At 59.5% G+C, this 15,096-nt stretch carries 17 protein-coding genes and 1 tRNA gene; 10 read left to right on the forward strand and 8 right to left on the reverse strand.

Going from position 1 to position 15,096, the window contains the following annotated elements:
• Positions 1–5: 5 nt before the first annotated feature.
• Complete coding sequence (locus JIN84_RS12720) at positions 6–332, reverse strand: hypothetical protein (RefSeq protein ID WP_200351416.1); 327 nt, start codon at positions 330–332, stop codon at positions 6–8.
• A gap of 105 nt (positions 333–437) precedes the next feature.
• Between JIN84_RS12720 and JIN84_RS12725 the strand changes: the two genes are divergently transcribed.
• A complete protein-coding gene (locus tag JIN84_RS12725) occupies positions 438–1,520 on the forward strand; it encodes a mannose-1-phosphate guanylyltransferase (protein ID WP_200351417.1) in 1,083 nt (360 codons plus the stop codon).
• 103 nt (positions 1,521–1,623) lie between these two features.
• Here the strand turns inward: JIN84_RS12725 and JIN84_RS23420 are convergent, their stop codons facing one another.
• Positions 1,624–1,767 carry a hypothetical protein gene (locus JIN84_RS23420; protein ID WP_325099598.1) on the reverse strand — a complete coding sequence of 48 codons (144 nt, stop codon included), beginning with the start codon at positions 1,765–1,767 and terminating at the stop codon, positions 1,624–1,626.
• On the opposite strand from JIN84_RS23420, the gene ruvX reads away from it, so the two are divergent.
• From ruvX to JIN84_RS12745, 4 genes are all read left to right on the forward strand, one after another.
• Positions 1,702–2,040: a Holliday junction resolvase RuvX gene (gene ruvX / locus JIN84_RS12730; protein ID WP_325099610.1), complete on the forward strand. Its 339-nt coding sequence runs from the start codon at positions 1,702–1,704 to the stop codon at positions 2,038–2,040. The genes JIN84_RS23420 and ruvX overlap by 66 nt on opposite strands.
• A gap of 89 nt (positions 2,041–2,129) precedes the next feature.
• A complete protein-coding gene (locus JIN84_RS12735) occupies positions 2,130–2,303 on the forward strand; it encodes a hypothetical protein (RefSeq protein WP_200351418.1) in 174 nt (57 codons plus the stop codon).
• Positions 2,304–2,311: 8 nt separating this feature from the next.
• Positions 2,312–3,076, forward strand: a complete 765-nt coding sequence (gene truA / locus JIN84_RS12740) for a tRNA pseudouridine(38-40) synthase TruA (RefSeq protein WP_200351419.1) — start codon at positions 2,312–2,314, stop codon at positions 3,074–3,076.
• A 79-nt stretch (positions 3,077–3,155) separates the two neighbouring features.
• Complete coding sequence (locus JIN84_RS12745; RefSeq protein WP_200351420.1) at positions 3,156–5,096, forward strand: glycosyltransferase; 1,941 nt, start codon at positions 3,156–3,158, stop codon at positions 5,094–5,096.
• A gap of 100 nt (positions 5,097–5,196) precedes the next feature.
• Here the strand turns inward: JIN84_RS12745 and JIN84_RS12750 are convergent, their stop codons facing one another.
• Positions 5,197–5,982, reverse strand: coding sequence for a PEP-CTERM sorting domain-containing protein (locus JIN84_RS12750; RefSeq protein ID WP_200351421.1), 786 nt, complete (start codon positions 5,980–5,982; stop codon positions 5,197–5,199).
• 338 nt (positions 5,983–6,320) lie between these two features.
• On the opposite strand from JIN84_RS12750, the gene JIN84_RS12755 reads away from it, so the two are divergent.
• Positions 6,321–6,393 (forward strand) — tRNA-Ile (locus tag JIN84_RS12755).
• Positions 6,394–6,476: 83 nt separating this feature from the next.
• Here the strand turns inward: JIN84_RS12755 and JIN84_RS12760 are convergent.
• Entirely contained in the window at positions 6,477–8,189 is a 1,713-nt protein-coding gene (locus JIN84_RS12760; protein WP_200351422.1) for a hypothetical protein, read from the reverse strand.
• 399 nt (positions 8,190–8,588) lie between these two features.
• Here JIN84_RS12760 and JIN84_RS12765 point away from each other — a divergent pair, with 399 nt between their 5' ends.
• On the forward strand, positions 8,589–10,823 hold the full coding sequence (locus JIN84_RS12765; RefSeq protein ID WP_200351423.1) for a serine/threonine protein kinase: 2,235 nt from the start codon (positions 8,589–8,591) through the stop codon (positions 10,821–10,823).
• A gap of 97 nt (positions 10,824–10,920) precedes the next feature.
• Here JIN84_RS12765 and JIN84_RS12770 read toward each other — a convergent pair whose 3' ends face one another.
• Entirely contained in the window at positions 10,921–12,150 is a 1,230-nt protein-coding gene (locus JIN84_RS12770) for a tyrosine-type recombinase/integrase (RefSeq protein ID WP_200351424.1), read from the reverse strand.
• Complete coding sequence (locus tag JIN84_RS12775) at positions 12,147–12,605, reverse strand: hypothetical protein (RefSeq protein WP_200351425.1); 459 nt, start codon at positions 12,603–12,605, stop codon at positions 12,147–12,149. The genes JIN84_RS12770 and JIN84_RS12775 overlap by 4 nt, the downstream gene beginning before the upstream one ends.
• 38 nt (positions 12,606–12,643) lie before the next feature.
• Here JIN84_RS12775 and JIN84_RS12780 point away from each other — a divergent pair, with 38 nt between their 5' ends.
• Entirely contained in the window at positions 12,644–13,276 is a 633-nt protein-coding gene (locus JIN84_RS12780) for a hypothetical protein (RefSeq protein ID WP_200351426.1), read from the forward strand.
• Position 13,277: 1 nt separating this feature from the next.
• Here JIN84_RS12780 and JIN84_RS12785 read toward each other — a convergent pair whose 3' ends face one another.
• Positions 13,278–13,715, reverse strand: a complete 438-nt coding sequence (locus JIN84_RS12785; RefSeq protein ID WP_200351427.1) for a hypothetical protein — start codon at positions 13,713–13,715, stop codon at positions 13,278–13,280.
• A gap of 106 nt (positions 13,716–13,821) precedes the next feature.
• Complete coding sequence (locus JIN84_RS12790; protein ID WP_200351428.1) at positions 13,822–14,325, reverse strand: hypothetical protein; 504 nt, start codon at positions 14,323–14,325, stop codon at positions 13,822–13,824.
• Between the two features lie 99 nt (positions 14,326–14,424).
• On the opposite strand from JIN84_RS12790, the gene JIN84_RS12795 reads away from it, so the two are divergent.
• Entirely contained in the window at positions 14,425–14,601 is a 177-nt protein-coding gene (locus JIN84_RS12795) for a hypothetical protein (protein WP_200351429.1), read from the forward strand.
• A 1-nt stretch (position 14,602) separates the two neighbouring features.
• Positions 14,603–15,061 carry a hypothetical protein gene (locus tag JIN84_RS12800; protein ID WP_200351430.1) on the forward strand — a complete coding sequence of 153 codons (459 nt, stop codon included), beginning with the start codon at positions 14,603–14,605 and terminating at the stop codon, positions 15,059–15,061.
• The last annotated feature ends 35 nt before the right edge of the window (positions 15,062–15,096 follow it).

Raw genomic sequence — 15,096 nt, forward strand, 5'->3', positions numbered from 1 at the left:
AGAACTCAGATCAGCCCTTGTTCACGGAGCTCTTCCTCCACGTCATCATAAGCCGGAGCCACGATGCCCGCGTCCCGGATGCGCTGGATGTTCCGGCGCACGCCGAACTTGCTGCGCGGACCCGCCACCAGCCCGGTGACGCCGCCGACGACAAACGGCAGCAGCGCCGCGACGCCGAGCACACCGAGACCGATCCCCACCCCGCGGCGGGCGCTCGGGTGCATCAGGTCGCCCAACAGCAATCCCGCGGCAGCGCCAAGAAGGGCCGGTGCGGTGAGCGCGCTGTTTTCGATCCACGCCGGATTCGTCGTCTCGTAATACTCGTCTGCCATGAGAGAGAACTATCGCTTTTCCGGGTTACCGACAACTCCTGAAAAAGAAAAAAATCGAGCATTCCGGCTTCCTTATTTCTATCAGACCGACCAGTATTGGCGCGCATGCCAGCCCTTTCCGACACCTACGCCCTCATCCTCGCCGGTGGATCCGGCACCCGCTTCTGGCCTCTGAGCCGCAACTCCAAGCCGAAGCAACTGCTGGACCTTTTCGGAACCGGCACGTTGCTGGAACAAACCATCCGCAGGCTCGAGGGACTGGTGCCTCTTGAGAACATCCTCATCCTCACCAACGAACTGCAGGTGGATGCCGTCCGGGAAATCGCTTCCATGCTTCCGGCGGAAAACATTTTCGCCGAGCCCGCGAAACGTGACACGGCTCCTGCCGTGGCCCTCGGCATCGGCCTTGTCGCCGCACGGAATCCGGACGCTGTCATGATGGTGCTGCCGTCCGACCAGCTCATCCAGGACACCGCCGCCTACCACTCGGTCATGCGCGACGCGCTGGCCACCGCGGAGAAATCCGATGGTCTCGTCACCATCGGCATCCGTCCGACATGGGCCTGTCCGTCCTACGGCTATATCGAGCGCGGCGTGCCGGCGGTCATCGAAGGGCTTGAATGCGCGAATCCTCCCGTCGAGGTGAGCCGCTTCCGTGAAAAGCCCGCGCCGGAACTGGCCGAGCAATTCCTCGCCGAAGGAAATTTCTCCTGGAATGCCGGGATGTTCGTCTGGTCCCTGCCGACCGTCATCGAACAACTCGCGAAGTATTCCCCGCAGCTTGCCGACTTCATTTCCGTGCTCCGCGACGCGCCGGATCTCGTCGCGACCGTCGCCACCGAGTTCCCCAAGCTCACGCCCATCTCCATCGACTACGCGCTCATGGAAAATGCCGACCGCGTCCTCAACATCGAAGCGACCTTCGATTGGGACGACGTGGGCTCATGGATCTCCATCGCGAAGTATCTTGAAAACTACGGTGAGGAAAATCGGGCGAACGAAGCCATCACGCAGAGTGATTCCCAGAACAACATCATTTTCAACGCCCGTCCGGGAACCCGGGTCGCGTTGTTGGGCGTGGACGACCTCATCGTGGTGCAAACCGGGGACGCATTGTTGATCGCGAACCGCCACCAGGCGGATTCGATCAAGAAACTTTCCGATCTGCTGCCCAAGGAGCTGCTGTGAGAAGTTGAGAGTTGTTGGTTGAGAGTAAGAAATAGACTCAAGCCCGCCTGCTGCTTTCCATTGGAAAATCATACTCTTTCTCTCAACCATCGACACTCAACACTCATCTTCTTCCCATCCCGCGCTGGGCATCGATCATGGCGACGCCCGCATCGGCGTCGCCGCCACCGACGACTTCGGCATCCTCGCCCATCCGGTCGAAACCATCGACCAGGCCAAAGGCGATCCCATCGAACGGATCGCCCAACTGGTGGCGGCACGTAAGATCCAAACCCTGGTTCTCGGCCTGCCGGTCCGCATGGACGGCAGCGAGGGGAGTTCCGCGGCAAAAGTCCGCGCCTTCGGTGATTTGTTGCGCGCCCGTGTTCCCGACGTCCCACTGGTTTTCGTCGATGAAACACTGACCACCTCCACCGCCGCGACGAAACTCCGCGAGGCGGGCCGCAAGGCGAAGCAGCAGAAGTCCGTCATCGACCAGGCGGCCGCAGTGGAGATCTTGAACACGTGGATGGGCGAATGAGGTTCCCTCAAACCCATGGACGGGTCGTGAGATTTCGTCTTGTGGCGTCTCTTCAACTTCTGTCTCATGCACACCCGCCAACGATGAATATGAAATTCAAACTCACCTGCTTGTTTTCCTTCGCAGCCCTGATGCTCGTCACGGGATGTCTGGTCCGCGAGACCGTCACCGTGAATGGTGAGGTGAAAGAGCAGGACTTGAAATTCAAGCGTCCGATCAAGGAGGCGATCGAGAACACCGAGCATCCGCAGAACGATTACTGATTTGCCTGATGCGGCTCAAACTCACCATCGCCTACGACGGTCGTCCTTACAACGGCTGGCAGTCCCAGGCCTGCGGAAACACCGTGCAGGACATCGTCCAGGTGGCGCTGGCGGAAGTGGCCAAGCAGCCGCTGCGGCTTCACGGTTCCGGGCGCACCGACACCGGCGTGCACGCGCTCGCACAGATCGCCCATTTCGATGCTCCGGAAGGAGTTTCAATGAACCCGTTCAACTGGGTTCCCGCCTTGAACTGCAAGCTGCCCGCCACCATCCGTATCATGGCCTGCGAGGAGGTGCCGGCGGATTTCCACAGCCGGTTCTCCGCTATCGGGAAAATTTATCATTACGACCTCTGCACCGATCCGGTTCTGCCGCCGCTCAAGGCCGGTCTCGCCTGGCACGTTCCGCGCCAGCTCGATGTGGATGTGCTGTGGGACGCGCTCGCGCTTTTCATCGGGCGGCACGACTTCCATGCCTTCGCCGCCTATCGGGGAAATGAGACTCCCGACATCGACTGGTGCCGGACCATCGAGTCCGTCGAACTGACGACACTGCAGGACGGCTACCAGATTTCCTACAAGGGTGATGGATTTTTGTACAAGATGGTCCGCCTCCTGACCGGCGGGGCCGTCCATGCGGCGCAGGGGCGCATCCGGCTCGACGACTTCGCCGACCTGCTGGATCAGCCCGCGGGACTGCCTCGCGGAAAGTCCCCGCTTTGTGCGCCGGCGGACGGATTGTTCCTCGAAAAGGTGCTCTATCCGGACATGTGACGGAATCGTCACCTATATCGAACCGTAGGACACGGTTCGATATGCTGTGTTTTCCTGCGGTTTAAAGAACCGCAGAGATATGAAAATCGACATCGTCACCGATACATTTTCCCCGGATGTGAATGGCGTCGCCATGACACTGGGCCGTCTCACGGATGGTCTGAGAAAGCGGGGACACCGGGTCCATGTCATTCATACCGGTGAATCGGCCGGTCCGGGCGAGACGTCGTCGCCCTCGGTGCCATTGCCTGGCTACAGGGAGGTCCGGGTCGGACTGCCGGAGCCATTCAAACTGCGTGCCCGCTGGCTGAAAAAACGTCCGGATGCCATCTATGTGGCGACGGAAAGCCCCTTGGGGAAATCCGCGCTCAAGGCGGCGAACGCGCTGGGCATCCCTGTGGCGACAGGCTTTCACACGAATTTCCACCAATACATGGAGCAATACCGCATGGGCGGCCTGCAGCCCGTGGCAATGGCCTATCTCCGGCGCTTCCATCAACGGGCCAACTGCACGCTCACCCCATCCCAGGATACGGTGGACAAGCTTCTGGCGGACGGATTCACCAATGTCCATCTGCTGGGCAGGGGGGTGGATACCGGGTTGTATCATCCGGCGAAACGTTGCGAGACATTGCGTGCCGAGTGGGGTGCCAGGCCCGGAGCCCCGGTGGCGATCATCGTCGGTCGTGTGGCGGCGGAGAAGAATTTCGACCTCGCGATCGCCGTCTTTGAACAAATGAGGAAAGCCGTGCCGGATGTGAGGTGCGTCGTCGTGGGAGACGGGCCGCTGCGTGAAAAACTGGCGGCCCGGCATGATCATCTTCATTTCTCCGGAATGAGGCTGGGTGAGGATCTTGCCAGGCATTACGCTTCGGCGGACGTGTTGATTTTTCCGAGTGAGACGGAAACCTTCGGGAACGTGCTGCTGGAAGGAATGGCCAGCGGTCTGGTCACCGTGAGCTATGATTATGCCGCCGCCGGGCTGCATGTGCGCTCGGGTGAAAACGGTTTGAAGGTGGCGAAGGGCGATGCGGACGGGTTCCTCCAACAGTCGGTCGCCGCCTTGGGCATCCGTCCGGAAAACCACCTGCGCCTTGCCGCGCGCGAAACCGCGGAGCAACTGGGATGGGAGGAGGTCGTCAGGAGCTTCGAGAGCCGTTTGGAAAACATGGCCGGCATCACGTCCGCCTCCCCGCAACCCTATGAAATCTCCAAGCGTCCGAAGCTTTCCTGCCGCACGGTGTTTCTATCAGACATCCATCTGGGCACGCCGGACAGCAAGGCGGACGAGGTGGTGGATTTCCTCAAGCACCTTTGCTGCGAAAAACTGGTGCTGAATGGTGACATCATCGACGGCTGGGCGTTGAAACGCGGTGGCAAGTGGAGCAACCGTCACAGCCGGTTCATCCGCAAGGTGCTCAAGATGACGGAAAAGGACGGCACCGAGGTGATCTATCTCAGGGGAAACCATGATGACATCCTGGAGCGGTTCCTGCCACTGGCATTCGGCCAGATCCGTTTCACCAAGGAGCACATCCATATCACGAAAACGGGAAAACGCTATCTGGTGGTGCATGGGGACGGATTCGACAGTGTCTCCACCAACCACCGCTGGCTGGCTTCGCTCGGTGCGGTGGGTTATAATTTCCTGCTGCGGGTCAACCGCATCTACAACCTGTGGCGCTCGTGGCGGGGGAAAGAGTATTTCTCACTCAGCAAGACGGTGAAGGCGAGGGTGAAGTCGGCGGTGAGTTTCGTGGATCGCTACGAAGAACTCCTTCAGGAACTCGCCCGCCACAAGGAGTGCGACGGCATCATTTGCGGCCACATCCATACGCCGGAAGACAAGCAGGTCGGCGACACCCATTACCTGAACTCCGGTGACTGGGTGGAGAGCCTCACCGGCATCATCGAGCATCACGACGGGCGGATGGAACTGGTGAAATATGAGGAATTCATCAAATCCCTCGGCGGAGCCGCCGCTGCCCGCGAAAGGCAGACGGCTGGTCAGCTCCTGTGAAGCGGGGTGGTATCGGTTCTGGCGGACGGGGTTCCGCAACGGGCCGGAATGCCGCCAGCCCGTTGCGTGTTTGTTTTGATTTGCCCTGATCGCCCGCAGATCACGCGCGGCGGCGCTTTCTGGACAGAAGCAGCAAGCTCCCCGAAACGGCCATCAGCAACGAGGACGGTTCCGGAACCACATCGGAGAAAGTCGTGCCGAGGGTGAAGTCGTCGAATGTCGCGCTTGCACGTGACTGCATGCGGATCCCGTCGAAAACCAGGCTTCCGGCACGGGTCAGAGTGCTGTCCGGCGTGCCGAGATCCGTCTCGGAACCCGTCGGGTTGACCCAGAGGCTGTAGATCGTGTTTCCACCGACATATTCCATCTTGAAGAGGAGGGTGTCGATCCGTCCGAAAACGATGGTGCTGCCGGGGCTGGTGCCCGGCACATTGGTGCTGGCCTGGAGCCCCCAATGGGTGTTCGTGGCATCGTGCCTGCCGAAGCGGAAGGGTTCGGCGGTGCCGTTCATGAACGAAAGCCAGGCATATTGTCCGGTTTCGCCGACCGAATTCACCGACATGCTCACACTCGCCCACAACGTTCCGTCCTCGGCGACGTTGTAGGAATCGGAAAGCGTGCGGACCACTCCCTTGTGCCGGTCCGCCGCATTGGCGCTTTCCGTGTGCAGCCGGCCATCGGTGCCGATGGAGGGATCATAAGTCGCGTTGTTGGAGCTGTCGCGCCAGGCGCCGCTCCACCCGGTTCCTCCATTCCAAGCGTCGGTGGAAAAGGTGCCTGCGGGATAATTGAAAACATCTGAAGCCAGAACAGCGGCGGAAGCTGCTCCTGCCGTCGGGAGGATGATCGCGGCTGCCAGGATGGCGAGGCGGATTGGTTGATTCATCAGGTGGGTCATGGTGATGGTTCGGTGTGGATGAAGCGGGTGTGATTGCCATGGGGGATTCCGCAAAACCATTTCCGCGCGATCATGGAGCATCGGGGAGAAAGCCGGATCCGCCTGGCATCCGTTAACGCGACATTTCCTCCCCGGACCCGACAGCGGATTTCTGAATTTCGGAGAATTGTTGCGCCCCGTTTTTCATCACCGCTTGAAGTTCCCGTTCCCACCTTGCCAAGTTTGCTTGCCACCTACCTCGCCACCCGGATAGAACGTGCCCGAGGAATGGCGACATGGTAAATGATCGTCGTTCCGCAACAGGTGAAAGCTTGTTTTAATGGTAAGGGCCTGTAGCTCAGCGGTTAGAGCAGGGGACTCATAATCCCTTGGTCCAGGGTTCAAATCCCTGCGGGCCCACCTTGCCGATCATCCTCCGGCTGGGAGATGGCTTGGAGAGAAACCCTATGTCGCCTGCGGAGGAAAAGAATTCGTGAGAGCCTCTAGGGGGTGATGAGGCGGTAGAATGCCTTGCCGGCAGGTGGATCCGTGTCGGTGAAGGAAGATTGGTTGAATGGCGCGAAGACCTCGCCAATGCCATTCCATCCACCATCGAGCCGTGTGGAACGCTGGACGCGATAGGTCAGGCAGGGAGTGGCGTCGAATCGGATCGTCCATCCGGTGGGCGATTTTGCCAGCGCGACAGGGAGGGTTGTCGGGGTATGGACCACCAGGCCGGTGAACCTGAAATCCTGGCCGTTGCCGGGAACGGTTGCTCCGTTGGTCCTCACAAAAGCGACTTGTGAGACCGCCGCTCCGGACAAGGTGCCACTCACGCTCCTGGCGGTGGTGATGTCCGTGAAGGTGAAGGTCGTGGCGCTGTCCAGCGAGAACCGGAAGCTGTCCAATTGTCCGAAATGGTAGGCGAAACCGGGAGCCGGATGGGTTCCGATCGCATCGGTGTAATGTCCGTCGGCATTGTCGCCCCCACGGTGGAAGTAGCTGAAAAGCACGTTTCCGGCACTGTCACGGAGTTCGAATCGGTTGCTGTTGTTCGCATTGTCCAGATTGTTCATCTGGAGTTCCACCAGAAGGGACTGCCCGGACTTCAATGGGGAGGAAAGGGAGCGGACCGCGGTGGATCTGCCATTGGCCGCGCTGTTCCAGATGCTGAAGAGGGATGTGCCGCCGCTGATGTAGCTGCCGCCCCCGGTGGTGCTCAATGTCCAGGGACCGAAACCGAATCCCTGGTTCCCTGTGAATCCGGTACCGGCATAGTTCACGCCGAAGTCCGCCGCAACGAGGCCGTTGAGGGGTTCCAGTCCGTAAGCAAGCGACTGGGCCCACTTCCGGGCATCCGATGGCAATGCCTCGTTGAGCCACATGAAGCCTCCGTCCATTCCCTGCGTCTGCTGCCAGTTGCGCATCTTCGAGGTGACGGAGGGAGGCGTGTCGGTGTTTCCCCACAATCCCGGATATACCTTGAAGCCGCCGAAGGCGTTGTTCCATGTGGCGGGATTGTTTCCCGCGCCTCCGTCGTAGCACTGGAGGTAGACTGCGTCCGCATCCGCTCCCAGTTGCGCCTTCACATTCACCCAGAAGTTTTGAGCGGTGTAAGGGCACAAGGTCACTTTCATGCCCAGCCCTGCGATCATTTTTCCGAACTTCACCGCGGAGGAAACGTCGTAGGTGCTTTCATCGTCGAATTGGATCGCGTCCGCTCCGGTGGCGTTTTTCAGTGCTTCGAAGGATTTGTAAAGCAGGCTGCCGGATCCGGTTCCGTCGCTGGCGACGAGGCTTTTGATATTGCTGAACGATTGGTCGCCCCAACTGCCGATGACGAGCTCGATGCGGTGGATCTCCGGGCGCAGGGCGGCCAGCGACGAGGCCCACGCGGGATCTCCTACATAGACACCATTCCGCACGACCGGCGTGTCGTTGTAATAGACGTCGCCATTGGCGCTGATATGGAGGGTGAACAGGAAAAGCCTGTTGAATCCGGATGTCCTGGCAGCCTCGATCTTGGTGATCGGAGGATAAAAGTCATTCCCGACATACACTCCCCTGACCGCCGCATGGATCCATCCCGGCAGGACTGCCGCCACCACTGTGGCGGAGAGGAGGAACCGGGCCGCCCGCGGCGTATTTTTCCGCAGGAAGGCCGGGGAGCACCCGGGTGGAGGGGAATTGCTTTTGATGGAACGACGGAGATACATGGCGGGATGGAGAACGCGGAGTGCCCGGGTGGTGGATGGGTTTGGCCCGGACGGTTTTTCTGGCTGGCAGGAGCGGGTTGTGGAATCCGACAAGCAGGGACTCCCACGAGAGTGCGCCTTCTCCCGGGCCGAACCGCCAAAAAAATTCCAATCTTCCTCAAACTCTCCGGTTCCGCTTCCCCGACGGGCCGCTTGACCGGGAAAACAGGGTTTTCTAGGATGTGCGGATGCGACCGCACGACCAGGCACCGGGCGAGGGATATGATTCCGGAAAACGGTCTTCCGCAGGCCGCTGTCCAAACCGTCGCCCGACGGCCCGTCTTGATCAGGAGGGCGAAGGCGGCCGGCTCTCCATGACCCCTGTCCTTCACCCCGGGACATGAACCCGGAACCGGAAGCATGAGCGGCAATGAATCGAGCGAGATGGAGTCCGCCATCTACCAGGTGGCCTTGTCCTTGGAAGGCAGGGAGGCCCGGCTTCGCTTTCTGGACCGGATCTATCTGCCGGGAGACCCCGCCAAGGAGGAAATGATCAGCCTTTTGGATCTGTCGGAAGCGAGTTCGGAATACTTCTGTGACGCGGACGATCATCGCGTGCGCATTGCCAGACAGCTTTTGTCCGACAATCAGGTACCCGTCGGAGGTGCGGGAGAGCTGGTAGGCATGGAGGAGGAAAAGCCCGGTTCCATCCTGGGTCGCTACCGCATCATCGGATTGATCGGAGAAGGCGGGTCCGGAGTGATTTATGAGGCGGAGCAGGAGGCTCCGATCCGCCGCCGCGTGGCGGTCAAGGTCCTGCGGCATGGATTGGACTCGAAGTCGATCCTCGCCCGCTTCGAGTCCGAGCGTCAGGCGCTCGCGATGATGGACCACCCGGGCATCGCCAAGGTCCTGGATGCCGGAACCACGGACGGCGGGCAGCCGTTCTTCGTGATGGAGCTGTTGAAGGGAGAGCGCATCTCCACTTATTGCGACAGTAAAAAACTCACCATCCGCGAGCGGGTCGATCTTTTCATCCAGATCTGCAACGCCATCCAGCACGCCCACCAGAAGGGGATCATCCATCGCGACATCAAGCCCTCGAACGTCCTCGTCGACTGTCTGGAAGACGGGACCCATTCGCCGAAGGTGATCGACTTCGGCATCGCGAAGGCGACCGGAGGGCGCCGGATCGGCAGCGAAACAGTGTTCACCTCGCATGACCAGTTTTTGGGAACGCCCGTGTACGCGAGCCCGGAGCAGTTCGACGTGACCCGCCTGGATACCGACACCCGGGCGGACATCTACAGCATGGGTGTCCTGCTCCATGAACTGCTGACATCATGCACCCCTCTGGCCCCGGAGCAGATCCAGGGTCTCGGCAAGTCGAAGCTTCATCGGAAGATGCTCGACATGGAGGTGGTCAGACCGTCCGTCCGCCTGGCCACGGAGGAAAAACCGGCGCTTGCGGAAATCTCCAAAAACCGTGGGGCTGAACCGGCGCAACTCATCCACGCGATACGTGGCGACCTGGACTGGATCGTCCTCAAGGCGATCGAAAAGGACAGGAACCGACGCTACCAGACCATCAACGGCCTGGCGATGGACCTCGGCTGTTTCCTGAACAACCAGCCCGTTCTGGCGCGGCCGCCCAGCCGCGTTTACCTGGCCGGAAAATTCATCCGCCGCAACCGCCTCGGAGTGGGTTTGGCCGCCACCCTCGTCCTTTTCCTCGTGACCGCGCTGATGTTCACGACCGTGCTCTACCGCCGTGCGGAACATTCGCGGGATCTCCAGTCCCGCCTCCGGAAAACGGCCGAGGCGGCTCGCAAGGAGGAGAACCGGCTGCGGATGCAGGCGGTGGCCCGTGCGAACGTCTCGCGTGTCGCCATGCTTCTCGACCAAGGCCGCATCGACGAGGCGGACGTGTTGCGGCAGGAATACCCGATTTCCTCGATCGAGCCATCACTGGAAGCCGCAACCGTTTTCCGGTCGCTGGGTGACTGGAACGCGAGGGCCGGGCGCATGGACCAGGCACTTCCATGCTACAGGCTCCTGCTGCAGGCGAACCGTTTCGACCAGCCGGACAAGGTGTTGCGCGGCGTTGACCTGCTGGTGATCGGAGCCGCGTTCATCGAGTCCTCACCGGAGGAATACCGGAGCTATCGTTTGGAAATACTCCACACACACATGCCACCCCGGGGTGCGGTACAGGCGGAGCACCTGATGAAATTCTGCCTGCTTGGTCACGCCGGGAAGGACGTGCTGGAGATGTTGCGTCCTGTGGCGGAGATTCTCGGAAAGTCCCGTGAATCCGGCTACCATGCGTGGGACGCGCTCGCCATGAGCCTGTACCACCTACGCTCCGGGGACCCCGGCGCAGCCATGGAAGCAGGGCATGCGGGGATCCGGGACCCGTTGATCAAATCCACCTGCCAGGCGGCCATCCACGCCACGATGGCGATGGCCTGTCGTGAACGGGGCGATGCTGCGGAAGCCGACAAGCAGATGTCCGCCGCCGCCGAAATTCTCAAGAAAAACACCGGCAGGGACCCGATCCCCGGCCAGCCTGCGGATGGATTCTGGTGGGACCGCTCCATCGCGAAGTCACTGGTCCGCGAATGCCGGAGAAAAAGCGGGATATCCGGGCCGTGATGCACGGACTGACGAATTTCACCAAGCCGAAGCTCGATCATTATTCTCAATTGAGAATGGCGGACAGGGAGGGATTCGAACCCTCAATTAATGGTTTTCAGCTTCCTCCAGTTTTCCGTTTCGTTGGTTTTTCAACCTTTTCCGAAACAGGGGGAAAGTCATTATCCACAGGTCTGAGGTACTTTTGTGGTATCAGAGGGAAGGGGGCGAACCACGCTTCCGCCTCATCCTTGCCCTTGGCATCGTTGTAGGATTTCTTGGCCTCGCTCTCGCTGTTGCCGGCTTCCATGGAGGTTTGAGCCAGTCCCACGTCAGCACCGCGGCACGAGATGAAGGTGTGCCGCAGGGCGTTTTTCCGCCAGCCTCCGACGAGCTTGCCCAGCCTGGTCGTCTCCGCGTCGGCACCGCCGCGCCTGGGGGTGTGTGGCGGGAGATTCGGCCCCACCCGGCCAAAGGTTTTCTTGATCGGCCACAGGGCTTGTTTGAGGGCGGGGAGGATGGGCACCACCCGCCGGTGGCCGTTCTTGTCGGTCTCCGGCCGGATGATGATGAGATCCCGGTCCCACTTGAAGTCCGCCCAGTCGAGCGGACTTTTCCCGCTCTCCGGATCCGGGCAGATTTCCTCAGTACGGATGCCGGCCCAGCCGCCACAGCAAAGCCAGGCGAAATAGCCGGGGGTGACGTTCTGGATCATGGTCTCCAGGTGGCTCCGCTCCCACGTGGTGGGGACCTTGCGGATGACCCTCGGTTTTTCAAGGCACTGGGGGGCGGTCTTTTCTCCGGAGGGGAGATACTTCATTTCCACGCACCACTTGAAAAAGGTAATCCACGCACCGCGGCGGTTCTTGCGGGTGCGGGCCGAGCCGGGGAGGGGAGGGAGCTCGGCGGGACCGATCTCGTGGAGGTCCCTGTCCGGCAGGACGGAGAGGTGCCGCGTCAGGATGTTCACATTGTGCGGCGAGCTGCCGGCGTTGGCGCGCTTCACCGCGAGGAACTCCTCCACGGCCTCCCTGCAGTTCTTTTTCGGCAGGCGCTTGGCGTGCCAGAGGATGAACTCATCAACCAGGGCAAGCGAGGGGTCCACCTCCAGCATGCGGCGGATGGCCACCGTCTGCGCTGTCGAGAGGGCGCCGAGTTTCACGCCGCCGAGGTAGGTCTCTTCCGCGATCCGTTTCGCCTCCGCCTTGGCCTTTTCCAAGGTGGAGCGGACCACGAACCGTTTCCCGTTGCGGAATTTCCAATATTCCACGCCGGCGCGAGGCGACCACGGGAACACCGTGATGGAAACGGTGCGGTATTTCACCAACACGGAGCGGGTCTCATTCATACGGGGAAGGCGGCACGCATGAATTCCTCGCACTTCTTCAGCACGAAGGCGGTGGTGATGTCCGAGTAGAGAAACGTCAGTTCCAGAGAACCATCAAAGGCGTTCCCGCTGTCGTAGTGGGAAACCATGAAGGCGCGGTCCTGTGGTTTTGCCTGAAAATGAAGCGTTCGTTTGACTGACCGGATGTTGATCTCGATTTCGAATTCCGAAGATATGTCGTGAACCTTCCGGCGGCTGACCTTGAGCGTGCACTCCCGGCCCGCCGTCTCGATCGCGGCCCGCATCTTTTCAAGTTCCGGTTCGATGATTTCCCGGATGATCTTCTCTGCGTCCTCACAGGAGACGCGAAGAGCGATGAGGCGGTCGGCATCGCTCTGCCGCCGGCGCGAGGCTTCCGCCTCCTGTCTGGCGGAGTGTGCTTTCAGGTGGGATTGGTAGTCCATTGGTTCATTCATGGCTTGCTGATGGATTGCATCTGAAATAACAAGATTTCATGTTTCGCGACAGTAGAGCCATAATGCTCGGACCGGATCACCTTTCGTCTCGGCATGAGAGGTTCTTCGCATCGCTGGCTGCTCACGCCGGCATTGTCGGACCGGTCAAATGGCTCCCCGGAACCACCGGGAAACATCGGGTTATCCCTCGGAATTTTAATCCCTTGGTTCGTCGTAGTCCCCATTTCTATTACGCTACGGCGGACTATAGGGACGCGCTGGAAAAAGCGATCCTGGACGAAGTAGAGCATCTCTTCATCTTCGAAGATGATTGCAGATTCTTTCCGGAGTTCGAGGAACTGTTCCTGCCTGCGTTCCGCAATCTCCCAGACGGGTGGATGGCCCTGATGATGGGCGGCAGTCGGCAAACGAAGAAGATGCCGGTTGTCGTTCCGGGCGTGCTCCGCAGGGTAAACGGGGGATGTCTCGCAACGCACGCCATCCTTTGGAGCAGGGCCGGAATGATCCGGGCATGGAACCATCTTTACGAAAATGGGAATCTGATCGTGGATCAGGCCTTTGCCGGGCTGCAGGCGATAGAGCCTCATTTCTACGCGCCGGACAGGTGGGTGACCGACCAGTGTCCGGAAGCGGTGCCGGCGTCGAGGGAGATCACCCACGCAGAGTGCTGAACTACCATTTATAAATGATGTCTTGGGTGGCATAGACAATTCCCTTTCCTTTACATGCCTGACAGATGTCGGGATCTGTGGCCCTTTTCGGCTTTTCGGGCTTACAGGCTACGCATGGCGCATTCTTATTGTATCTGGGGACGGTAAACTTGTCTCCCTTCTTTAAACGCTCTAACAATTCTTCTCGAGTGATCAAAAAACCGTCGGGATTTGAATTGGTGATGTGTGCTTGAATCTCTTTGTCTGCGACGTCCACGCCCACAGCGGCAATCCGGTCATTCGTGACCTTCAAAGCAATCAACTTATAGGCGTCGGCGAGCTCTTTGCCTTTCACGGTTCGGAGCGATTTTTCCACCGGTGGATCAACGCGAACCTTGATATCGACCTGCGCGGCGGCGAAACTGCATAATACGGCAAGTATGAGGAGGATTTTTTTCATAGTGTCGGGGCTTCTAGATAGAATTTTGACGGACGTCAATCATGAGATTTTCATCGAAAATTCACGTGCTAAATGGGGTGTTGTGGCTATGCATGTTGCTGGCAAGTCAGGCACGGCCAGTAGGCGTAGACTTTGATCCGCTCTGTTTTTTGGTCTGATAGATGACCTTCCCTTGCATCTGCGTGAAATCGGGATCGGGTTCATCTGCAACTGCGTGGAGCGCCGGCACTCCTTTTCCAGCTTGCGCCTCCCGAATGATCCGGCGCGCTTCCGCTTGGATCACATCACGGCAAAAAGACGCTAGGGAGGGGCTGTCAACGATCCGGCTGGCCTGGTCCGCAATATCCAGTTCCTCATCATTCAGGAAGATTTGGGAGTAGCCGGGAATAATTGGTTCATCCTTCCTCACCGGTAAAGCTAGTCTCTGCTCCTCCGCCTCAATGGTGGCTGATAATTTTTCCTGCAGGAATCGAGTTCGATTTTTCGGGTCCGAATTAGCAGCCAGCGCGACTCTTATGGAGTTAGGTTTTCTGCCAGATTGTTCTGCAAGCCAGGAACGATCCTTCCCGATGCCCGCGAGTCGTTTGTCAATGTCTTCGAAATTGATCACGGGCCACAAATACCACTGTTAGCAGAAAATCATACAATTATTTTACGTGAAGCAGAAATTCTTCTTTACGGCGTCAGAAATTCTGCTTTTTGTAAGCGCATGAAAGCGCAAGACCGCCTCACTGCTGTGGATCTCCGGGACCTTTCGGAGGCCGAACACGCCGCACTCCGCCAAGCGGCAATCACCGCCAACCTGTCGCTCCCGGAGTTCCTGGGTCAACTGGTCGCGAAAACATCCAAGCGTCTTCTGGGCCGCAAACCAAAAGCCACAGTCTGAAATGAAGTCCTGGACGGTCACCATCCCTTTGGAGGCTTTCTCCTGCTGGCTTCTTGTGACAACTGCATTGTGCGTCACCGGCAGCCTTATGGGGCCTTTCACCTACTGGGTGGAGGTGGTGAGGGATGAGATGGGACAGGCGGACGAAATCTCAGAAAGAGAAAAATGGGCCGCTGGTCGGGTCGAAGGGATTCCGTTTGTCGGGAAGGTGCTGTTTCACCGACTCCCAGTAATCAAGGTGCTCCTTCTGAAGCTTCGCCATTTCCGCACGGTGTGCCCGATCAATGTCCGCCTTCTCCTGCTCAAGAGCCTTTATGCGGTCCTCCGCAAGCTTCCGAAGGTGGGACTCGCCCTCAACCCGCGCCTTCCATTCAGACGCCCTCGAAACACGGACGCCACCCACAATAGTGAGAACGGACCCGACCAGCGCGAGCACGGATCCGACAACGACCTCCAATGATTTCCAGTCCATGCCCGCAGGCCTAGCAGGGCTCC

It is taken from the genome of Luteolibacter yonseiensis, assembly GCF_016595465.1.
Lineage (GTDB): Bacteria > Verrucomicrobiota > Verrucomicrobiia > Verrucomicrobiales > Akkermansiaceae > Luteolibacter > Luteolibacter yonseiensis.